The following is a 20,887-nucleotide window of genomic DNA, read 5'->3' as shown; positions in this document are numbered from 1 at the left end:
CTTTAACGGCCTTAAGCTTTAACAATCTGACACAGGGACACTTTGGTTTCCTGCATCTGAGTTACCGGGTCATAACCGTAGGTCATGGCGGTGTTGGCGGACTCACCCACAACGTATGGCTTGGTGCTGACACCGCCACTTTCTGGGTACTTCAGCTCTTCACCTTCAAACACACCAGCGAAGTGGTATGGCATGAAGGTCTCACCTTCGATGACGCGCTCGGTTACCATCGCCTGAATGGTCAGTACTGCCCCTTCAGGAGATTGCAGCTTAACGGTATCGCCGTCGCGAATGCCGCGGTCGGCCGCATCGGCAGGGTTGATCTCAACGAACATCTCCTGCTGCAGTTCCGCCAGCCATGGGTTGGAGCGAGTCTCTTCACCACCACCCTCATACTCAACCAGACGACCGGTTGTAACCACCAGAGGGAACTTCTTATCCAGATCCTCTTTGATGACCTTCTGCTGAATGGACTTGTACAGAGTCGGCAGACGGTGAACCTGACGGTCATCGTAAGTCGGGTACTTGGCAATCAGGTCACGACGTGGGGTGTACAGCGGCTCACGGTGCAGAGGAATCTCATCCGGGAAGGTCCATACACGGACACGGGCCTTGGCGTTACCGTAAGGGATACAACCATGCTTCATGGCCACGCGCTGGATACCACCGGAGATGTCGGTCTTCCAGTTCTTGCCATCGGCGTGCTTCTTCTCTTCGGCAGTCAGTTCATCCCACCAACCCAGCTGCTTGAGCATGTCGGCAGTGAATTCCGGATGGCCATCACCCAGCTCGTTACCCTTGGAACCCGGGTCTTCGGCCAGAATGTTGTTACCTTCATGCTCGACACCAAAGCGGGCACGGAAGTTACCGCCGCCTTTCATGATGTGCTTGGAGGTGTCATACAGAATATGAGTACCTGGGTGTTTCACCTCAGGCGTACCCCAACATGGCCAAGGCAGACCGTAGGTTTCGCCCTTAGCCGGGCCACCCGGTGCAGCCAGGTCTTCCCAGGAGAAGGTGCCCCAGTTTTCCTGGTGGGTCTTCAGACGCTCTGGAGACTGGCCGGTCATGCCGATGGTCCACATACCGCGGTTCCACTCACGAGTGGTATCTTCCACGTTAGGCTGGTTGTTCTGAACCTTGATGCGCTTGGTGAACTGCTCGGCAAAGCCCAGCTTCTTGGCCAGAAGATACATGATCTCGTGGTCAGGCTTGGCTTCAAAGGCAGGTTCAATCACCTGGGTGCGCCACTGAATGGAGCGGTTGGACGCAGTCACGGAACCGTAGGTTTCGAACTGAGTCGCCGCAGGCAGCAGGTACACACCGTCTTTGCGCTGGTGCATCACACCGGCCATGGTTGGGTAAGGATCCACCACCACAATGGCGTCCATCTTGTTCAGTGCTTCACGCACTTCACGGCCACGGGTTTCGGTGTTCACCGACTGACCCCAGAAGAAGGCCATGCGGATGTTGTCTTTCTGACCCAGTTTCTTCGGATCTTCCATCACACCATCGTGCCAGCGAGAACACGGGATTCCGGGGGTGTTCATCGGCGTCTTGCCCAGGTACTGGCCCTGGTCAAAGCGGCTCTTAACCCAGTCGTAATCCAGATCCCATACGTTGGCCCAGTGCTTCCAGGAGCCGGTCTTCAGACCGTAGTAGCCTGGCAGGGTGTCGAACAGCAGACCGATGTCGGTCGCGCCCTGAACGTTATCGTGGCCACGGAAGATGTTGGCGCCGCCGCCGGAGGTGCCCATGTTACCCAGGGCCAGCTGCAGGATACAGTAGGCACGGGTGTTGGCGTTACCCACAGAGTGCTGGGTACCACCCATACACCAAACGATGGTGCCAGGACGGTGCTCGGCCAGAGTCTTGGCCACACGCTTCATCTGCTCACCGGTCACACCGGTGATGTTTTCCACTTCCGCAGGGTGGTAGTTCTTCACCTCGTCACGGATCATCTCCATGCCGTACACGCGGCGACGGATGAAATCAGGATCTTCCCAGCCGTTTTCGAAGATGTGCCACAGCAGGCCGTAGATGAAGGGGATGTCGGTACCTGGACGGATGTGCACGTACTCGTCAGCGTGCGCTGCAGTACGGGTGAATCTAGGGTCGACAACGATCATCTTGGCGCCACGCTCTTTACCGGTCAGGATGTGTTGCATCGCGACAGGGTGAGCTTCGGCAGGGTTGGAGCCGATGAAGATCATGCTCTTGCTGTTATGCATGTCGTTGTAAGAGTTAGTCATCGCACCGTAGCCCCAGGTGTTGGCTACACCGGCTACTGTGGTGGAGTGACAGATACGAGCCGAGTGGTCAACGTTGTTGGTGCCCCACATGGCCGCAAACTTACGGTACAGATAACATTGCTCGTTGGAGAACTTAGCACTGCCCATGAAGAACAGGGAATCTGGACCGGACTCTTCACGAATCTTCAGCATCAGATCGCCAATCTCTTCGATGGCGGTATCCCAGGACAGCTTCTTCCACTTACCACCTTCCAGCTTCATCGGGTACTTCACCCGCTTTTCGCTGTGGCCGTGGTGACGGATAGAGGCACCCTTGGCGCAGTGGCCGCCACGGTTGATAGGGTGATCGAAAGCCGGCTCCTGGCCAGTCCAGACACCATTCTGTACTTCGGCGTAGATACCACAACCCACAGAACAGTGGGAACAGATGGTACGCTTCACTTCAGTCGGTGCATTGGGATCGACAGCCTGAGAAGCCTCGGCCTTGCGAATCATACCGGCACCCAACATGGAGGCAGCGGCAATGCCACCGGTAGTCACACCGGCATTTTTCAGGAATTGACGACGGTTAAGGCCTAACCCGACCTTTTTCTCTGCCGTGACAACCTTGGATTGACGTTCCAGTTTCATCTAAAACCTCGCTTATTGGCCACGCAGAGACGCGTAGTAGCTGCGGACATGATCAGACTCGCGGTAACCGCTGGGCTTCTCATCACTGTGGGCAGGGGTGGCAGCAACCGCCTGGGTACTGGTCACGGCCGCGGCGGCAGTGGCAGCAGCGGTGCCCAATCCCAGATTTTTCAGAAACGCGCGTCGCGTCTGCTGGGTCTTGTTGGTCATTTGTTACCTCTTTCGTGGTAGCGGGACCGAATGTGCAATCAGGAAACAGCGCACAGCGCCACCCCAACAACCATCACACCACGATCCATTCTTTGATTTTGCTCACATTGGCATGGGCGATTATGCCAACAAAAGGGCGAGAAAACGTGATTCAAATCAACTTTGTTTCAGTCTGGTTTTCCGAGAAAAACAAACAGATATGGGACATATTGGCCACAGTTGTAACCAAATTGTGATCAAGTGGACAGAGTGGGACAAATGCCCTTATAACCACAGTGGTCGAAGGTCATAACAGCGGCATATGGGTCAGACTATTTCTCAATCATCCTGAAAAATAGTTTTCGAAAATATGTGATTTTTTTGACCTGAAACGGCTTTTTCGGGGTTTTTCCAACCCCCCGGCCGGTTCAAAAATCCACCAAACCGATCGGGTTCACAAAAACGATGGCGAGAATGCAAGCCAGACGGTTCATGATCGACTCGCCATTGAGGCTCAAAAAAAGGACCCCGTCGGGGCCCTGTTGGTAATGGCTGGATTCAATCAGGTTCGGTACTCAATCGAGCCGTCGGCTTTGATCTCGTCGTACCGGAACGTATTGCTGGTGCTGCTTCACACCAACAATACACAACCGATCAGGTTCGGTACTCAATCGAGCCGTCGGCTTTGATTTCGTCGTACCACACATTGTGGTGCTGCTTGGCCCAGTTCTCATCGCAGTAACCCGACACCATGCACTCCATGCCCCCTTCAGACAGCACCGTAGCCATAAAGATGTGCACCACGGTAAAGCCGGTGAGAATAATGGCACTGAGGCCATGCAGGGTGATGGCGATCAGGCTGGTGGTCCGGGTCGGCTCCATCAAGTTGGGGAACAGCATGATCACCCCGGAGCCGATGACAATCAGCCCAAAGAGGGTAAAACTCCAGAACCACAGCTTTTCACCGGCATTGGAGAAGCCGGCATCCGGGTGCTTGCCTTTGAACGGCCCGAAGTTGATGTAGCCCCCCACCGACGCAAACCATTTCAGGTCATAGCCGGCGGGAACGTTGTGCTTCATCCACCGGATCATTGCCAACACCGCAGCGATGGCGAAGGGGATCGCCATGTAGTCGTGTATCGGCTTGGCCATGGCCGCCATGGCGCCCACCGCATCCGGCCCCAACCAGTCGCCGAACACAAACCGGCCGGCCAGCAGCATCAGCCCGGTAATGATCAGCAACAGACAGGGAATCGCCATCAACCAGTGGATCAGCACGTCGGTCTTCGGCCACCGCTTCACCAGGGTATTGGAAAATCCGGCAGACAGCTTGGCTGGACCGTTGACCAGCACAAACAGGGCAAGCACCACGATCATGCCAAACAGAGCCAAGGCGAGAACCGGCGCGGTGGTATCACTTCGGGTCGACACCAGCGCCGGGTCATAGGCATTGATCAACTGCCCGGCAAAGGGCCCCTGAGCACTGGTGCGGCCGGATTCTCCGGCGCGCACCGAGGTCCACAGAGGATCCGGCTCATTAGTGGCTTGTGCCGCAGGCGCCGCCTGTAGCTCCGCCGCCTGGGCCGCCATCAACGCCTTGCCCGCCTGCTCATCGGCGTCCGGAGTGGTGGCCTGCACCGCTCCGACGCTGAACAGCAGTGCCAACAGGGGCAATCGCCACCAACGGCTCATATTGCAACTGCGCATAATGATCTCCTTAGCCGTCCCAGCCGCCTTCCGCAGCACCCCGTTGCGCCACCCGCTGACGGAACACCTGCGACACCGTTTCGGCGTCACCGGCCAGCAGCGATTTGGTGGAGCAGACTTCGGCGCAAAATGGCAGTTTGCCTTCGGCGATGCGATTGGCCCCATAGAGCTCGCGCTCCTTCTCCGATCCCGGCTCGGCATCCGGACCACCGGCACAATAGGTGCACTTGTCCATCTTGCCTTTGGAGCCGAACACCGACTGTTTCGGGAACTGCGGCGCGCCGAACGGGCAGGCGTAGAAACAGTAACCGCAACCGATGCACTTGTCCTTGGAGTGACGGATAATGCCGTCGGCGGTCCGTTCGAAGCAGTCCGCCGGACACACCGCCATACAGGGCGCATCGGAGCAGTGCATGCACGCCACCGAGATCGAGGCTTCCTTCCCCACCTGACCGTCGTTGAGGGTCACCACCCGGCGGCGCTGAATACCCCACTCCAGGGCGGAGTCGTTTTTACTCTTACACGCGACCACGCAACCGTTACATTCGATGCAGCGTTTGGTGTCACACAAGAATTTCATCGTAGCCATCAGACTTCCTCCTTAAGCTCGATTAATCTGGCAGATGGACACCTTGGTTTCCTGCATCTGGGTCACCGGGTCGTAACCATAGGTCATGGCCGTATTGGCCGACTCCCCCTGGATGTACGGCACGGTTCCGTCCGGATAGCGAGGCACCAGACTTTCGCCCTCGAAAATGCCGGCAAAGTGGTACGGCATGAAACACTCGCCGGGAATCACCCGCTCGGTCACCAACGCCGTAATGTACAGCACCGGCCCCTCCGGTGAATGCAGGGTGACGTTATCACCGTCGCGAATGCCGCGATCGGCAGCGTCTGCCGGATTGATCTCCACAAACATCTGCTGCTGCAACTCCGCCAACCAGGGGTTGGATCGGGTCTCTTCACCGCCACCTTCATACTCCACCAATCGGCCGGTGGTGACGATCATCGGGAACTTCTTATCCAGATTCTCGGCAATCACCTTGTCCTGAATCGATTTGTACAGGGTCGGCAGTCGATGCACCTGGCGATCATCCAGGTTGGGGTATTTCAGCACCAGATCCCGCCTTGGGGTATACAGAGGCTCCCGGTGCACCGGCACCTGATCGGGGAAGGTCCAGACCCGGCAACGGGCACGGGCGTTGCCGTACGGGATACAGCCATGTTTCATGGCCACCCGCTGAATGCCGCCAGACAGATCGGTCTTCCAGTTGCGGCCTTCGGCTGCCTGTTTCTCCTCGGCGGTCAGATCGTCCCACCACCCCAACTGCTTGAGCATGTCGGCGGTGAATTCCGGATGACCGGCGCCCAGTTCGTTGCCCTTGGAGCCGGGATCCGCCGCCAGCAGATCCTGGCCTTCGAACTCGACCCCAAAGCGGGCCCGGAAGTTACCGCCGCCCTTCATAATGTGCTTCGAAGTGTCGTACAGGATGTGAGTCCCGGGGTGATTGAGCTCCGGAGTACCCCAGCAGGGCCAGGGCAGACCATAGGTGTCACCTTTGGCGGGACCGCCTTTGGCCTCCAGATCTTCAAACTCAAAGGTGCCCCAGTTCTGCTGGTGCATCTTCAGCCGTTCCGGCGACTGACCGGTCATGCCGATGGTCCACATGCCTCGGTTCCACTCGCGGGTAATGTCTTCCACCAGGGGCTCATTGCCGTTGACCTTGATGTTCTTACACAACTGGTCGGCAAAGCCGAGTTTCTTGGCCAGCAAATACATGATCTCGTGGTCAGGCTTGGACTCAAACAGCGGCGCCACCACCCGATCCCGCCACTGGATGGAGCGGTTGGAAGCGGTCACCGAGCCAGAGGTCTCAAACTGGGAACAGGCCGGCAGAATAAACACGTTGTCCTTACGGGTGTGCATCACCGCCGCCATGGTTGGGTAGGGGTCTACCACCACCACCGCATCCATCTTATCGAGGGCCTTGCGCACATCCCGGCCGCGGGTTTCGGTGTTCACCGACTGCCCCCAATAAAACGCCATGCGGACGTTGTCTTTCTGGCCCAGCTTGGTGGGGTCCTCCATCACACCATCGTGCCAGCGTGAACAGGGGATGCCCGGAGTATTCATGGGTTGCTTGCCCAGATAGGTGCCCTGATCAAAGCGTCCCTTGACCCAGTTGTAATCCAGCTCCCATACCCGCGACCAGTGCTTCCAGGCACCGTCCGACAGGCCGTAATACCCAGGAAGGTTGTCGAACAGCAGTCCCAGGTCGGTGGCGCCCTGAACGTTATCGTGGCCGCGGAAGATGTTGGCACCGCCACCGGAGGTCCCCATGTTACCCAGCGCCAGCTGCAAAATGCAGTAGGCACGGGTATTGGCGTTTCCGACGGTATGCTGGGTTCCCCCCATGCACCAGACAATGGTGCCAGGGCGGTTGTCCGCCAGCATCTTCGCCACCTTGTACATCTGTGCTTCCGGTACCCCGGTGATGTTTTCCACCTCCGCTGGCGGGTAGTTCTGCACTTCGGCCTGAATCGCTTCCATGGCCCAGACGCGACGGTCGATGAAATCCTGATCATGCCAATTGTTGGCGAAGATGTGCCACAGCAAACCGTAGATGTATGGAATGTCGGTACCGGGGCGAATGTGCACGTACTCATCGGCATGCGCCGCAGTACGGGTGAACCTCGGGTCGACCACGATCATCTTGGCACCGCGCTCTTTACCAATCAGGATGTGCTGCAGAGAAACTGGGTGGGCCTCGGCCGGGTTAGCACCAATGAAAATCATACTCTTACAGTTACGCATATCGTTGTAAGAGTTGGTCATGGCACCGTAGCCCCAGGTATTGGCGACCCCGGCGACCGTGGTGGAGTGACAGATCCGAGCCGAGTGGTCGATGTTGTTGGAGCCCCACATGGCGGCGAATTTGCGGTACAGATAACAGCCTTCGTTGGAGAACTTGGCGGACCCCATAAAGAACAGGCCGTCGGGGCCGGACTCCTTACGAATCTTCAGCATCAGCTCACCGACCTGATCGATCGCCTCCTCCCAACTGAGCTTCTTCCATTTGCCTCCCTCCAGTTTCATCGGATACTTGACCCGTTTTTCACTGTGAGTGTGATGAATCAGCGACGCGCCCTTGGCACAGTGGGCGCCGCGGTTGATGGGGTGATCAAACGCCGGTTCATGACCGACCCAGACGTCGTTGCTGACCTCGGCGTACACCCCGCAGCCCACCGAACAGTGGGAGCAGATGGTTCGTTTGGTTTCCACGGTACCGGATGCACTGCCGCCTGCGGCTTCGGCCTTGCGAATCATGCCGGTGCCCAGCATGGACGCCGCCGCAATGCCGCCGGTGGTCACGCCCGCCCGCCGCAGAAACTGACGCCGATTCAACCCAAGTGAGATAGCCTCACGAGCGGATGCAGTGGCGTGTGAATTGCGCATGAGTTTCATACTCGCCCTCCGTCAGTCCTTTAAGGTCTGGTAGTAGGATTGAACATGAGCCGTTACCTTGAAGCGGGTATCGGACTGCGCATCGGGGGGAGAAGCCTCAGCCGGGGAACTGGCCTGGGCCCGGACGCTGCCACTGGCCAGAGCCAGGGCCCCTGCTCCCAGGCCAAACGCCTTGAGCAGACTGCGTCGCTGTTGTTGCTGCCTGTCTTTCATAACACCTCCATGGTGTTAGTGGATTAAGGTGGGGCTACTGCAGGCTGCCCCACCGCCGGGTGTTTCCGGTCTTACGGAATCGCTGGTACTGGCTATTCAGTGTAGAACAGCCAGCACACTTCACTCCTTTACAGGGTGCCCTCCTGCACCGGGGTCTCCAGGGTCAGGGCGGCAAACTCATCCTTCTCCTGAATAAAGAACTGCTCGGCCAGATGGGCCACGGCGGCGTAGAAGGCGGCTCCCTGGGCATTGGCCAGGTCACTCCACAGCCGGTCAGCCCATGGCTTAAGGTGCTTCTGCCAGAAGCTCAGCTGCACGTGCTGAGGGTTTTCCAGCAGCAGTACCGACATCACTTCACACAGGGCGGCGATGTGATCTTCCGGCTCCTTAACGGCGTCTTCCCGGGCAAAGCCCAGACGCACCAGATCCTGCCGCAGCTGTACCAGCTGGGTGTCCATCAAGGTGCCCGTCATGTACCAGCTGGCGTAGGGGATCACTTCGCCATGGCCCAGACCGATAAACAGGTCGGTGTACTCCTGAGTCACAGTCTCAACGCTGTAGGTTTGCGCCGCCAGTTTGAGGCTGCTCCAGGCTTTGACCATCTCGCCGTCGTCGTCGCTGTTGACCTCAAGGTTACCCAGAAAATCCAGCAGATCCTGAGAGGGAGCGTCCCGCAACAGGCCCGCCAGCAATTGATAGATGTCGGCGCGAAACTGTTGAATTTCGGAAACCACTCGATGGTGTTGTTGTTCTGTCATGATTACCTCTGTTTAGACGCGCAACTGTTTTTCTGGATCGTTCATGATGCCTTCGAACATGTCTTTGACGCGACAGTCTTCACACATCTGAATCCGCTTAAGGGCATCGCCGGCGAAGGCGCTGTGGCTCTCCATCTGAGCGGTGATCTTGGTGATCACCGCCTTGGTGGCAAACGGCTTGTTACAGCGAATGCACTCGAAAGGCTCCTCTTCATGCAGCACTCTGGACTGCTGACGACGATCCCGGTCCAGGGTCACCTGACTGATCAGGGTGATCGCCTTTTCCGGACAGGCCTTTTCACACAAGCCACACTGTACGCAGGCCTGCTCGGTAAAGTTTAGCGCCGGCGTGTCACCGCCATCCATCAGGGCCCGAGTCGGACACAGGGCGGAACAGCTCTGGCACAGGGTGCACTTGTCGGCGTCCACCACCACCTCACCGTAAGGCAGGTGCGGTATCGACAGGCTTTCATCATTGGCGGCCGCGCAGCCATTGAGGTGATCCAGGCCGTTGTAGAAGGCGTCCCGCTTGGGCAGGTTGGACGGATAGGCGGCGATGGCCAGTTCCGGCCAACCGGCACTTTGCTCCACCAAGCCGGTCAGACTGTCCAGTTCGGTTGTGGCCAGCATCTGAATCCGATCTTCCAGACCGATGGCCTGCAGCAGATCCGACGCCAGTTTGTGTTCCCGTTGTAATAGGGCCATCAGCGTCGGTGGCGTTACTTCGGTGGTCAACACCACCACCTGGCGCGCTCCCCAGGCCAGTGCCGACATCCAACTGTCGGTAGCGGCAACCGCAATCTCTTCCAGCGCCACCGGCAGCACCGCACCATGCAGACCCTGCAGCGCTTTCAATGCCTCGTCACCGGCGGTCATATCGTGAAACAGCACCACCGGACGGCTGTCGGCCAGCTCGATGTAGCGGGTAACCAGGCGTTTCAGATAGTCCTGCAACACCGTGGGGGACGGCTGATCATAACTGATGGCTCCTGTGGGGCAGGCGTTGGAGCAGCTGCCGGCACCGTGGCACAGGTTATGATCCACCTCAATCTTGTGGTTCACGCTGGCGATGGCGTCCGCCGGACAGAAGTTCAGACAGCGGTTACAGCCGTCGATACCGCTGCCATGGTGAGCACAGATATCGGCGTTGATCTTCACGTACCTGGGCTTGGAGAACTCCCCGACCAGTTCAGGCAGTTGCGCCACCGCACCCGCCAGCTTGTGGGCATCGTCGGCGACATGAAAATACCCGGGTGGCAGCAACTCCAGCGTCAGGCTCGGCTGTTGACCCAAGTCCAGCACCAGATCGTAGTGGGGACGGCGTACCGCCGCCGGCGCCAACTCCAACTCTTTACCGCTGTCGTCTTTAATGAACGCCTGGTACTGACCCAGGAAGCCTTTTACCATGACCTGTTTGCTGTAGTAGCTGGGCAGTGCTTCGGTTTGTTCAACCGCCCGCATCACCTCGGCCAGATGTTCCTCATCCTGGCTGGTAATGGGGTCGGTGGCCACCAGGGTAATGCTGGCCATGCCATCGAGGCTGGCCGCGGCCAATCGAATGGCGTCTTCAGCACCGATGATCAACAGGTGACCGGCGGTGGTATAGGTGACCGTTTGCGGAATCAGGTTCTCCAACATCTGAACCTGAGCCAGCGCCTGTTCGGCTACGGCGTGTTGAGGGTTGTTCACTGTGCGTTCCTGTTTTCTGTCGCCATCGCCAACGTCTCATGCAGCGGACGGGGTCGTGGCTGGTGGTCGGTAAGTTGCAAGGCCTGTACCAAAGCCCGGCGCCTGTGGCTGACGGTAATGCCGGTCAGCTCTGCTGTTCTTTGCCGGTGTCCGGATCGGATGGGTCATTTTGTCCATCCTCCCGGGCCACTCTGGGTAATTCTGGCGGCTTTTCATCCAGGGCAGGTGCCTCGGCCTGCGCCTTCGCCAGCGCCTCCTGACGGCGCTCCTCCTCCAGCTTGGCATCCAGATGACGGAACACCTTTTTCGCCACCTCTTTGGCCACCTGAGCGCTCAGTTTCGGCTGATTGCTGTAATCCAGGGCGTACTCAGCCATACCGTCGGTTACATTGTACTGAGGCTGGCGCCACAACGCCTGCAGGGCACTCTTCTTCTTGTCCGGGTCAATCCCCTCCGCCAGGAACTGGGCAAAGCTGCCCCCCTCCTCAATGGCATCGGGATCCGGCAGGGCGTCAGGCTCACCGGCTTCAGCAGCGGCACCAACTTCTGCCGACTCGGCCTCCACCTCGGCGACAGGCTCGCCCTCCTGACTGACAGGAAGCTCAGCCTCGGCGGGCGAGGCCGGTTCCAACGACGACTCCAGCGCCTGCTCCTCCTCCTTGACCTTGGTCAGGCGCTGTTGCCAGCGGGACAACAAGCCGGATTTAGTATCGCTCATCGCGCTTCTCCCGCTTGGCCTTCATCTCGCCGCGCACATCGATGTGTTTGCGTCGATGGGCACAGATCGGCTGTTCGCCATGGCGGGTAATGTAGGCTTCAATCCAACAGCCGATGGCTTGAGGAATGGGGCAGGTAAACACCGGCTGATCGCTCTCCAGGCAGCCAGCGGCGATGTTCTGGTTGGCGGTAACCAACATGGGGATCGGCTCCCCCTGTTCAGTTTCATCGCACACCACAAACAGCAACGGGTTATCCAGATCCAGGTTCAGCCGGTAGTTGGACCGCTCATCTTTAAACAGCTCCAGGCCGACGATGGTGGCGCCCTCGATGGGATCCGCCGACGCCGGCAGCAACTGGTCCACCTCCCAGGTGGTCTGACTCCAGCGGCCCATGGTGACCTGTTTTGATTTCAGCTTGACCTGCAGAGGCCAGATATTGTCGGTTCGTTGCATCGATTTTGTGCCCTAGATTGGGAAACTCGCAATAGCAAAGCAAAAAGCGTTCCAATAAAAATAGCCCGTTTTTTGTGAGTCGTGTCACACCTTCGGCCGCGGCAAGGACATTTTGTCCCAAGCCCCTACCCGCAGTGGGTCATTGTGTTCCTAATCCCGTGATCCAGATCACACCAGAACCGGCAAACAGCCGGGTTAGGGCTGGAACGGATTTTGCTAGTCTAATGCATTGATTCGTTGTTTATTCCCTTACTCGCGTAATTGAGAGCCCTTATGCCCCAGTTCAGTCGCACCGACACCGACGCTCCACTGACCAAGTCCGTGGTTGCCATCGACGCCAGTGGCCAGCCACAGGAACGTCAAATCGCCTGCGAACGCCCGTTGACCCTTTACCTCAACTGGCAGCCCATCGTCACCCTGATGACTCTGGGTGCACGGCCCGAAAAACTGGCCCTGGGCTATTTGAAGAACCAAGGCTTTATCAGCGACATCGACAAAGTCGAGTCGGTCATTGTCGATTGGGATGTAAACTCCGCCGCGGTGATCACCAGTGAGTCCACCGACGGACTGAAAGAGAAGCTCAGTGAGAAAACCGTTACCTCTGGCTGTGGCCAGGGTTCGGTGTTTGGCAGCTTTATGGCCGGACTGGACGAGATCCAACTGCCGGTGCCCGCCATCAGGCAGTCCACCATCTACGGCTTGTTGAAAAACCTCGGAGAATACAACGAAACCTATAAGAACGCCGGTGCCGTGCACGGCTGTGGTGTCTGCCGCAACGCAGAGATCCTGTCATTCGTGGAAGACATCGGCCGCCACAACGCCGTAGACACCCTGGCCGGTGAGCTGTTTCTGGGACGCCAGAACGGTGACGACCTGATCTTTTACACCACCGGTCGACTGACGTCGGAGATGGTGATCAAGGTGGCCAAAATGGGGATTCCGGTACTGGTGTCCCGCTCCGGTATTACCGAGATGGGGCTGGAACTGGCACAAAAAATGGGCATTACCCTGGTCTCCCGCGCCAAGGGCCGCCACTTCCTGGTGTACAACGGCGCCGATACCATTGATTTTGATGAGGTCCAAGCATGACGACGGAACGCGATAACCTGTTTATGAATGCCAAGGAAGTGGCCGAGTATCTCGACTTGAACGAGAAAAAGGTCTACGCCATGGCCAACGAGCAGCAACTGCCTGGCACCAAGGTCACCGGAAAATGGTTGTTCCCCAAACCGATGATCGACCGCTGGGTGATGGAATCCTGCCATTTTGGCATGCTCAGCGACCGTCTGATCATCACCGGCAGCGACGATCCGCTGTTGCAATGGGTCATCAACCGTCTCGGCCGTCGCATCGAGTCTGCCGGCCTGGTGAACTACTGCTCCACCGGTTCCCGCCTGGGCCTGAACCAGCTGGCCCGGGGCCACGCCGACGTCTGTGCCCTGCACTGGGGCGACGAGGCCGAGCGGGATCTACGCCACACCGCCTTGCTGAAGCGTCACCCGCAGTTTAAACAGTGGGTGATGGTGCACGCCTGCAGCCGCGAATACGGCATCATGCTGCGCAGCGAACACCAGCACCTGTGCCACGATCTGAACGAAACCCTGGCCCTGCGCTACCGCTGGGTCACTCGGCAGGAGGGTGCCGGCGCCCGTCACCATTTCGACAACTGGCTGACCCGAATGCACCGCACCAGTACCGACCTGAATGTGACCAGCACCGCCTACAGCGAGCGCGAGATGGCCGGCATGATCGCCCGTGGGGAAGCCGAGTTTGGCATGGGCTGCCAGGGCATCGCCGGTGAGTTCGGCCTGGCTTTCGTGCCACTGGGAAAAGAGTCGTTCGATCTGGTGATGCCACAGGGGGTGTACTTCCGCTACCTGCTGCAACAGATGTTTGAGCTGATGCAGACACCGGACACCCTGGCCTTCGCCCAACGCCTGGGAGGCTACGATCTGTCCGACTGCGGACGCATTATCTGGAGCCCGAGCTAACCGGCACAGGGCGGGCAGTTGCCCGCCTTTTTCAACGACATCAGCTATTTTCTTCAACAGCCTCCTTATGCCTATCCTGCCATTCTAAGCAGGCTGCATGAAGTATCGCGTCGAACTGGAAGAGTTCACTCTCCCCTGAAGTCCTGCAGATTGAACCGCGGCCCGATGGCAGCGGGCGGGTGATCCGGCACCTGGCGATGAAAAGTGACGAAAAGCTGATCTTCATTGAAGTGGTGGACGACTCCCATCCTGTGATCGCCGACGGGTATGACAACAATCACCCCGGAATCGAAGCCATCGTCGACTACGCCAGCGACTGACAGAAATCGGCCGACAAAAAAAGGGCGCCTTGCGGCGCCCTGTGTTACCCCTCGAGTCCGCGCAGATTGACGGACAGGGCGTCCTCTTTCAGTAACACATCCGACGGCAGGCGGATGGTGAAGGTGGTGCCTTCACCCAGCACCGAATCGACGTCGATGTGGCCTCCGAAACGGCGAATAATGCCGTAACTCAGAGCCAGCCCCAGACCGGTACCGGTTTTGCGGGTGGTAAAGAAGGGATCAAAAATCCGCGACAGCAGCTCGGGTTCAATACCGACGCCGGTGTCTGCCACCGCCAGTGTCACCCCTTTGACCTTGCCCTCGTCATCGAGCCAGTTGTCACTGCTGACCCGAATCTGGCCCCGATCCTCCATGGCATGGCTGGCGTTGATCACCAGGTTGATCAAGACCTGCAGCAACTGCTGAGAGTTCACCACCACCCGGGCATCGGCCTTGAGGTCCAGGGCCACATCGATGGCCTGTTTCTCGATGGAGTGGCGCACCAGTACCCGCATCTCTTCGACAATGGGGTTGATCTGCTGCCGCTCCAGCGGTGCATCGAAGTCACCGGGGCGGGCGTACTGCAGCAGCGATTGGATGATCGCCTTGATGCGCTGCACCTGCTGCAGCACCAGCTCGATCTCCTCCTCGACATCGTCGGCCCGATCGCCGAGCTCAAACTTCATCAGTTCCATATTGCCGAGGATTACCGCCGTCGGGTTGTTGATCTCATGGGCAATGCCAGCAGTGAGCTCACCCAGTGCCACCAGTTTCTCGTTGGTGACCATCTGCGCCCGGGTTTCCTCCAGCAACTTGAGGTTCTCTTTCAGCTCCTTGGTGCGCTGTTTGAGGCTGCGGGTCCGCTCATCCACTTTGAACTCCAGCTGCTCGGCGGCCGCCTTAATCTCACGGTTTCGTTGCTGCAGCAGATCCAGCATGCGGTCAAACTGACGGGCCAGCTGCGACAGTTCGTTGTCTGGATCCAGACCCAGGTTACCAATGCGTCGCTCCTTGCCCTCCTGCATCGCCTGCACCACGGTATGAATGCGATCCAGTGGCTTCAGCAGTCCGGTGGCCCCCTTGTACACCGCCAGACCCGATAGGAACAGCACCACCATCAGGATGAAGCCCAGCTCCAGGATATTGAGCAGATAGTTATGGATGAACGGCGCTTCGGTAAAGCCGGTGTAGAGCATGCCGATGCGGCGGCCATCGATGTCGTACAACGGCGCGTAGGCCGAGATATACCAGTCATGGAACACAAAGGCACGGTCAATCCACACCTGACCCCGCTCCAGCACCTTCATCTTCACCTGATCCGACACCAGCGAGCCAATGGCCCGCTGTTCACCGCTGTTGCCACCGGGAACGTTGGTACTGATTCGTACGTTATCCAGAAACAGCGTCACGGTTCCCACCGCCCCGTTGGGCAGGGTACCCGGGGCATACAGCAAGTCGCGAATGTTATCCACCATGTCGCGGTTGCGGTTCAGCAGCACACCGCCATCGAGGTAGCCCACCACGGTACCATCGGTGTCCTTGACCTTCAGCAGGGTGCGCATCACCATGCCTCGGCTCTCCATCCCCTGAACGCTGTCGGCAGCCATCGGCGTCGACTGAATCGGCATCTGCGCCTGCCGGGCCAGAACCGGCCCCAGATCCGCCAATTCCGGCTTATTGAGCACCTGAATGCCAGAGCGAGCACGCTCGTGTTCTGCCGGTATTAGCTTTTGAAGACGCGGATCCACCGACGCCTGCGGCAACGAAATCAGCCGCAGGAAATCCAACCCCAGCAGTTCGCGATTTCGCTCCAGCAACTGGTTGATGGCCACGCCGTGGGAGTCTTTGGCACCCAACAGGCTTTTCAGGCGCCAAGCGCTCTGAACCTGAGAGATCACCTGCTCCTGATCGTTGAGCTGCTCCAGGATCACCCCCTGAGCCACCCCAAGATCCGCCCGTACTTTCATGAACAGCTGACTGCCGGTGTAAGAGACGTTCCAGTAGATGGTGATGAACACCAGGCTGGCCAGAGTCAGCAGCACCGGCAGCAGCATCAGTACCAGCAGGCGGTAACGCACGGTGCTGGTCAGCAGCCGCACATCCCCTTCAATTCGATCACGCCAGGAGGACAACATCACTCCTGCAGGCCCCACTCTTTAAATTTACGATCCAGCGTCTTGCGGGACACGCCCAACACCCGGGCGGCAGCGGACTTGTTGCCCTGCTGGCTCTCCACCACCTGCATCACGTGCATCCGCTCCACCTCTTTCAGCGGCATCTCGTTGGGGTAGCCGCTTTCGATGGCCTCGGCCGACGCCACCGGCACGTTCTGCTGCTGGCGCCAATACTCCGCCGGCGGCTTACCCAGCAATAGACAGCGTTCAACCAGATTCCGCAGTTCACGAATGTTGCCCGGCCAGTCGTGGCGGGTCATCAGATCCAGGTCTTCGTGACTCCAGCTGACCTCTTTCAGACCCAACTCCGACGACAACTGGCGGGTGAAGTGGTGCACCAGTTCGACAATGTCGTCCTGGCGCTCCCGCAGGGCCGGAATACGCACATTGAGTACATTGAGGCGGTAATACAGATCGCGGCGGAAGCGGTTTTCGTTCACTTCATCCATCAGCTCACGGTTGGTGGCGGCAATCACCCGCACGTCCACCGGTGTCTCCTTCTCCGACCCCACCGGCCGAATCGCACGCTGCTCCAACACCCGCAGCAGCGCGGTCTGCATCTGCAGGGGCATCTCGCCAATCTCATCGAGGAAGATGGTGCCGCCGCTGGCAAAACTGAACAGCCCCTCCCGAGCGCTGCGGGCGCCGGTAAAGGCCCCGGCCACATGGCCAAACAGCTCACTCTCCAGCAATTCCGGGGCGATGGCGCCGCAGTTCACCGGCACGAAAGGACCGCTACGACCGGACTTCTGGTGCAGCATCCGCGCCACCAGTTCCTTGCCGGTACCCGATTCGCCCTCGATAAGCACCACCGAATTGGTGGGCGCCACCCGGCTGATGACGTCCTTCACCTGCGCCATGGCATCACTGATGCCGATCAGGGTGTTGTGGCCGACGTGGCTCTGCTCCACCTCCCGCTTCAACAGCAGGTTTTCCCGGCGTAGCAGCCGCCGTTCCAGGCAACGGTCCACCGCCTGCATCATCTGCTCCAGGTGGAACGGCTTAAGAATGAAGTCGGCAGCACCAGCCCGCAGGGCACGGATGGCGGTTTCCATATCGGCATAGCCCGTCATAAAGATGATGTCCGAGCGCCTGCTGCCCGGATCCAGTGCCTCGTTCCACTCGATGCCATCGCGGCCAGGCAGGCGGATGTCGACGATCAGCAAATCAAAATGACAGCGGCTACGCAGACGCTCGGCGTCCTCGACACTGCCTGCGGCTTCCACCAGGGCAAACCGCTTGGACAACGCTTTTTTCAGGAATGAGCGCATGCCCGGCTCATCGTCCACAATCAACACCGATAACGCCGGAGCCTGAAACGATTCTTGAGTCATAATCTATTCTTTTCTCGAGGCAAATGGAGCCAATATGTCGCAAGCTAGGGCATTTTGGCTAAGGCACCACAAAGGGTGCGTCATTTTGACCTAGTTGACCAGCCAAATCCTGTGATCTGGGTCATAGTTTCTAGCCCATACAGGTTGGCACCCTCCTTGCTACGTATTTGAGTAGAACACAGCAACATCTATTCAAATGACGGAGAAATTGATGAAGCGCATACTGACTGGCTTGCTGGCCTTTACCCTTAGCTTTGCGGTTTTCGCAGCGCAGGACATTAAACTGGCCACCACCACCAGCACTGACAACTCAGGTCTGCTGGCTTACCTGCTGCCTACTTTTGAAAAGGACAGCGGCTACCACGTTCAGGTGATCGCCACCGGTACCGGTAAAGCCCTGCGCCACGGCCGTAACGGCGACGTGGATGTGGTGATGACCCACGCCCCGGGCGCCGAAGCCAAGTTTGTCGAAGAAGGCTTTGGCCGCGTGCCTCGCCAGATTATGGCCAACGACTTCATCATTCTCGGTCCGGACAGCGATCCAGCCAAGCTGGCTGACGCCAAAGGCATCGTCGATGCCATGACGCGCATCCACGACAGCAACGCCATCTTCGTGTCCCGCGGCGACGAGTCCGGCACCCACATGAAAGAGCTGAACCTATGGAAAAAAGCCGGTGTCACCACCGACTACGCCGGCTATCGCGCCATCGGCCAGGGCATGGGCCCGGCGCTGCTGACCGCCAACGAAATGCAAGGTTACCTGCTGGCCGATCGTGGCACCTACCTGGCGTTCATGCACAAGCTGAAACTGAAGGTCCTGTTTGAAGGCGATGCGTCCCTGATGAACCCTTACCAGGTGATTCTGATCAACGATAAGAAGTACCCTGATCTGAACCACGAAGGAGCCAAGGCGTTCAGCGACTGGCTGGCCAGTGACAAAGGTCAAAAACTGATCGACGCCTTCCGCGTTCAGGATCAGCCTCTGTTTAGAGCAACCTACAATAAGTAGAGTAAATGAGTAGTACTCTCGAAACCCTACAGCAGGCCATAGGCCTGCTGCTTAGCTTTGACCCGAAAGTCTGGAGCATCATTCTGGTGTCCTTTTCGGTGTCCGTCAAAGCCATGGCCCTGTGCCTGATACCCGCCATCCTGGCGGGTTTCGTGCTTGCGCAGGGGCGCTTTTTTGGCCGCGAGACCCTCATCGCCCTGTTTCAGACCCTGCAAGCCATTCCAACGGTGGTGGTGGGTCTGATGGTCTACCTGTTGCTGTTCCGTCAAGGACCGCTGGGCGATCTACGTTGGCTGTTTACCCAGAATGCCATGATGCTGGGCCAGATTTTTCTGGCCACGCCGGTGTTGGTGTCCACCAGTTACGCCGCCTTCAGTGCCGGCGACTGGCGGGCCTGGGAGACCGCCCGCACCCTGGGCGCCACCAAGCTACGCGCCTTTATCACCCTGTGTCATGAATTGCGGGTACCCTTGATGGTGGCTATCATTGCCGCCTTCAGCCGCATCATTACCGAAGTGGGCAGCTCCATGCTGGTGGGTGGCAACATTCAGAACCTGACCCGAAACATGCCCACTGCCATCGCCCTGGAAACCAGCAAGGGCGAGTTCGCACAGGCGGCGGCGCTGGGGATGGTACTGGTGTTTTTGGCGCTGTTACTGAACTTTTCACTGAGCGCACTGCGCGGCAAACAGGAGCACCGACAACATGGTTAAAGTTTCGCTGTCGGATCTGCTGATTAGTATCGATGGCCGGCCGCTGCTCAAGATCGACCACATCAGCATCGGCAGCGGCCAGAGCGTCTGGCTGCGGGGCGCCAACGGCGTCGGCAAAACCACCCTGCTGAAAACCCTGGCCGGACTGCGTAAGCCCGACCGCGGCAGCCGTCAGGTGGACGGTGCCAGCGGCCCCTGGTGGCGACTGCGCATCGGCGCCGGTCAGATCGTCTACCTACACCAGACCCCCTACCTGTTTGACGGCAGCGTTCAGCAGAACCTGGCCTACAGCCTCAGCCTGCAGTCTCTCAGCAAAGAGGAGCAGCAGCGGCGTATTGGGCAAGCACTGGAAATTGCCGAACTGACCCACCTGATCGACCGTCCCGCTCAGGTGCTGTCCGGAGGTGAACGCCAGCGGCTGGCACTGGCCCGGGCCTGGGTAGTGCGGCCGGAGATCCTGATGCTGGACGAACCCACCGCCAATCTGGACGACCACTCCATCAAGGTGGTCGCCAAGATGGTGACCCAGCTGCAACAACAGGGGTGCGGCATCCTGGTCACCAGCCATCAAACCACCGAGGTCACTAAGCTGTGCCGGCAACGCTGGCAGCTGCATAATGGTCACCTGCTCCAATCTGTCAGCGAGGAACCCACCGCGTGTCAGCAATAGATCAACTCATTACCCTGGCGGTACTGGCCGGTGGCCAGGCCCGTCGCATGGACGGCGAAGACAAAGGTCTGATCACCGTCGCCGGAAAACCCATGGTCAGCCATGTTCTGGATCGTTTCGCCGCTGACGCGGCCCAGGTACAGATCATCGCCAACCGCAATCAGGATCAATACCGGCAACTGGGCTACCCGGTTCATGCCGATGACCTGCAAGGATTTCAGGGGCCAATGGCGGGCATACGCACCGCCCTGGCCCACTGCACCACCCCCTATTTAGTGGTACTTCCCTGTGATGTGCCCATGGCCCCCCGTGACTTGGTTCACAAACTGTTCGAGCAATTGCAAGCCACCGATGCAGAGATCGCCGTAGCCTGCGACGATGAGCGCGAGCACTCCGTCATCCTGCTGATGAAAGCAAACCTGACGGACTCCATTGACGCCTTTTTGGCCAATGGCGATCGCAAGATTTTACTTTGGTACAACCAGCACCGAGTCACCAAAGTGACCTTTGCAGGCCAAGCGCAGGCCTTTGCCAATATCAATACAGCCGAGCAGCGAGACCAGCTAGAGCAGCTGCTGCTGGCAGATAAGGATTCGTAAC

General features: G+C 58.6%; 19 protein-coding genes. 7 read left to right on the top strand and 12 right to left on the bottom strand.

The features are described from left to right. Positions 1-11: 11 nt before the first annotated feature. From BLT77_RS00305 to BLT77_RS00260, 10 genes are all read right to left on the bottom strand, one after another. Positions 12-2,882, bottom strand: coding sequence for a formate dehydrogenase subunit alpha (locus tag BLT77_RS00305; protein WP_090359947.1), 2,871 nt, complete (start codon positions 2,880-2,882; stop codon positions 12-14). Between the two features lie 12 nt (positions 2,883-2,894). Continuing rightward, positions 2,895-3,092, bottom strand: coding sequence for a twin-arginine translocation signal domain-containing protein (locus tag BLT77_RS00300; RefSeq protein ID WP_028111222.1), 198 nt, complete (start codon positions 3,090-3,092; stop codon positions 2,895-2,897). A 633-nt stretch (positions 3,093-3,725) separates the two neighbouring features. Next, the gene (locus tag BLT77_RS00295) at positions 3,726-4,763 is read right to left on the bottom strand and encodes a formate dehydrogenase subunit gamma (protein WP_090361300.1); all 1,038 of its coding nucleotides are present in this window, start codon (positions 4,761-4,763) and stop codon (positions 3,726-3,728) included. Between the two features lie 25 nt (positions 4,764-4,788). After that, on the bottom strand, positions 4,789-5,367 hold the full coding sequence (gene fdh3B, locus BLT77_RS00290) for a formate dehydrogenase FDH3 subunit beta (RefSeq protein WP_090359931.1): 579 nt from the start codon (positions 5,365-5,367) through the stop codon (positions 4,789-4,791). A gap of 12 nt (positions 5,368-5,379) precedes the next feature. Then, on the bottom strand, positions 5,380-8,244 hold the full coding sequence (locus BLT77_RS00285; protein WP_090359927.1) for a formate dehydrogenase subunit alpha: 2,865 nt from the start codon (positions 8,242-8,244) through the stop codon (positions 5,380-5,382). Between the two features lie 12 nt (positions 8,245-8,256). Beyond that, complete coding sequence (locus tag BLT77_RS00280; RefSeq protein ID WP_090359923.1) at positions 8,257-8,457, bottom strand: hypothetical protein; 201 nt, start codon at positions 8,455-8,457, stop codon at positions 8,257-8,259. Between the two features lie 128 nt (positions 8,458-8,585). Next, positions 8,586-9,215, bottom strand: coding sequence for a TorD/DmsD family molecular chaperone (locus tag BLT77_RS00275; RefSeq protein WP_090359922.1), 630 nt, complete (start codon positions 9,213-9,215; stop codon positions 8,586-8,588). Between the two features lie 12 nt (positions 9,216-9,227). Further along, positions 9,228-10,853, bottom strand: a complete 1,626-nt coding sequence (locus tag BLT77_RS00270; protein WP_090361297.1) for a 4Fe-4S binding protein — start codon at positions 10,851-10,853, stop codon at positions 9,228-9,230. Positions 10,854-11,028: 175 nt separating this feature from the next. Next, positions 11,029-11,622, bottom strand: coding sequence for a DUF3306 domain-containing protein (locus BLT77_RS00265; protein WP_090359921.1), 594 nt, complete (start codon positions 11,620-11,622; stop codon positions 11,029-11,031). Then, positions 11,609-12,076 carry a DUF3305 domain-containing protein gene (locus BLT77_RS00260; protein ID WP_090359917.1) on the bottom strand — a complete coding sequence of 156 codons (468 nt, stop codon included), beginning with the start codon at positions 12,074-12,076 and terminating at the stop codon, positions 11,609-11,611. The genes BLT77_RS00265 and BLT77_RS00260 overlap by 14 nt, the downstream gene beginning before the upstream one ends. 273 nt (positions 12,077-12,349) lie before the next feature. Between BLT77_RS00260 and BLT77_RS00255 the strand changes: the two genes are divergently transcribed. From BLT77_RS00255 to BLT77_RS20540, 3 genes are all read left to right on the top strand, one after another. Beyond that, a complete protein-coding gene (locus BLT77_RS00255; protein WP_090359916.1) occupies positions 12,350-13,165 on the top strand; it encodes a formate dehydrogenase accessory sulfurtransferase FdhD in 816 nt (271 codons plus the stop codon). Further along, positions 13,162-14,067 (top strand): helix-turn-helix transcriptional regulator, encoded by a 906-nt coding sequence (locus BLT77_RS00250; protein WP_090359913.1) that lies wholly within the window; start codon positions 13,162-13,164, stop codon positions 14,065-14,067. Before BLT77_RS00255 ends, BLT77_RS00250 begins: the two co-directional genes overlap by 4 nt. A 197-nt stretch (positions 14,068-14,264) precedes the next feature. After that, entirely contained in the window at positions 14,265-14,387 is a 123-nt protein-coding gene (locus BLT77_RS20540) for a hypothetical protein (protein WP_281241940.1), read from the top strand. Between the two features lie 44 nt (positions 14,388-14,431). Here the strand turns inward: BLT77_RS20540 and BLT77_RS00245 are convergent, their stop codons facing one another. Further along, on the bottom strand, positions 14,432-16,522 hold the full coding sequence (locus BLT77_RS00245) for a sensor histidine kinase (RefSeq protein ID WP_090359912.1): 2,091 nt from the start codon (positions 16,520-16,522) through the stop codon (positions 14,432-14,434). Next, positions 16,522-17,895 (bottom strand): sigma-54-dependent transcriptional regulator, encoded by a 1,374-nt coding sequence (locus BLT77_RS00240; protein ID WP_090359909.1) that lies wholly within the window; start codon positions 17,893-17,895, stop codon positions 16,522-16,524. Before BLT77_RS00240 ends, BLT77_RS00245 begins: the two co-directional genes overlap by 1 nt. A 211-nt stretch (positions 17,896-18,106) precedes the next feature. Here BLT77_RS00240 and BLT77_RS00235 point away from each other — a divergent pair, with 211 nt between their 5' ends. The 4 genes from BLT77_RS00235 to mobA are packed head-to-tail and all read left to right on the top strand — an operon-like array spanning position 18,107 to position 20,886. Beyond that, positions 18,107-18,904, top strand: coding sequence for an ABC transporter substrate-binding protein (locus tag BLT77_RS00235; protein ID WP_090359906.1), 798 nt, complete (start codon positions 18,107-18,109; stop codon positions 18,902-18,904). Between the two features lie 5 nt (positions 18,905-18,909). Beyond that, positions 18,910-19,617 carry an ABC transporter permease gene (locus BLT77_RS00230; protein ID WP_090359903.1) on the top strand — a complete coding sequence of 236 codons (708 nt, stop codon included), beginning with the start codon at positions 18,910-18,912 and terminating at the stop codon, positions 19,615-19,617. Further along, on the top strand, positions 19,610-20,287 hold the full coding sequence (locus BLT77_RS00225; protein ID WP_090359899.1) for an energy-coupling factor ABC transporter ATP-binding protein: 678 nt from the start codon (positions 19,610-19,612) through the stop codon (positions 20,285-20,287). Before BLT77_RS00230 ends, BLT77_RS00225 begins: the two co-directional genes overlap by 8 nt. Beyond that, on the top strand, positions 20,275-20,886 hold the full coding sequence (gene mobA / locus BLT77_RS00220; RefSeq protein ID WP_245709822.1) for a molybdenum cofactor guanylyltransferase MobA: 612 nt from the start codon (positions 20,275-20,277) through the stop codon (positions 20,884-20,886). Before BLT77_RS00225 ends, mobA begins: the two co-directional genes overlap by 13 nt. The last annotated feature ends 1 nt before the right edge of the window (position 20,887 follow it).

Origin of the sequence: Ferrimonas sediminum (genome assembly GCF_900100175.1) — a bacterium.
Taxonomy (GTDB): domain Bacteria; phylum Pseudomonadota; class Gammaproteobacteria; order Enterobacterales; family Shewanellaceae; genus Ferrimonas; species Ferrimonas sediminum.
The sequence above is the reverse complement of the archived record's forward strand: the minus strand, read 5'-3'. Positions and strand labels throughout refer to the sequence as shown.

Coding starts and splice junctions, on each gene's coding strand:
- BLT77_RS00305 (WP_090359947.1), bottom strand. CDS start 2,882: ATGAAACTGGAACGTCAATCCAAGGTTGTCACGGCAGAGAAAAAGGTC.
- BLT77_RS00300 (WP_028111222.1), bottom strand. CDS start 3,092: ATGACCAACAAGACCCAGCAGACGCGACGCGCGTTTCTGAAAAATCTG.
- BLT77_RS00295 (WP_090361300.1), bottom strand. CDS start 4,763: ATGAGCCGTTGGTGGCGATTGCCCCTGTTGGCACTGCTGTTCAGCGTC.
- fdh3B (WP_090359931.1), bottom strand. CDS start 5,367: ATGGCTACGATGAAATTCTTGTGTGACACCAAACGCTGCATCGAATGT.
- BLT77_RS00285 (WP_090359927.1), bottom strand. CDS start 8,244: ATGAAACTCATGCGCAATTCACACGCCACTGCATCCGCTCGTGAGGCT.
- BLT77_RS00280 (WP_090359923.1), bottom strand. CDS start 8,457: ATGAAAGACAGGCAGCAACAACAGCGACGCAGTCTGCTCAAGGCGTTT.
- BLT77_RS00275 (WP_090359922.1), bottom strand. CDS start 9,215: ATGACAGAACAACAACACCATCGAGTGGTTTCCGAAATTCAACAGTTT.
- BLT77_RS00270 (WP_090361297.1), bottom strand. CDS start 10,853: ATGTTGGAGAACCTGATTCCGCAAACGGTCACCTATACCACCGCCGGT.
- BLT77_RS00265 (WP_090359921.1), bottom strand. CDS start 11,622: ATGAGCGATACTAAATCCGGCTTGTTGTCCCGCTGGCAACAGCGCCTG.
- BLT77_RS00260 (WP_090359917.1), bottom strand. CDS start 12,076: ATGCAACGAACCGACAATATCTGGCCTCTGCAGGTCAAGCTGAAATCA.
- BLT77_RS00255 (WP_090359916.1), top strand. CDS start 12,350: ATGCCCCAGTTCAGTCGCACCGACACCGACGCTCCACTGACCAAGTCC.
- BLT77_RS00250 (WP_090359913.1), top strand. CDS start 13,162: ATGACGACGGAACGCGATAACCTGTTTATGAATGCCAAGGAAGTGGCC.
- BLT77_RS20540 (WP_281241940.1), top strand. CDS start 14,265: ATGAAAAGTGACGAAAAGCTGATCTTCATTGAAGTGGTGGACGACTCC.
- BLT77_RS00245 (WP_090359912.1), bottom strand. CDS start 16,522: ATGTTGTCCTCCTGGCGTGATCGAATTGAAGGGGATGTGCGGCTGCTG.
- BLT77_RS00240 (WP_090359909.1), bottom strand. CDS start 17,895: ATGACTCAAGAATCGTTTCAGGCTCCGGCGTTATCGGTGTTGATTGTG.
- BLT77_RS00235 (WP_090359906.1), top strand. CDS start 18,107: ATGAAGCGCATACTGACTGGCTTGCTGGCCTTTACCCTTAGCTTTGCG.
- BLT77_RS00230 (WP_090359903.1), top strand. CDS start 18,910: ATGAGTAGTACTCTCGAAACCCTACAGCAGGCCATAGGCCTGCTGCTT.
- BLT77_RS00225 (WP_090359899.1), top strand. CDS start 19,610: ATGGTTAAAGTTTCGCTGTCGGATCTGCTGATTAGTATCGATGGCCGG.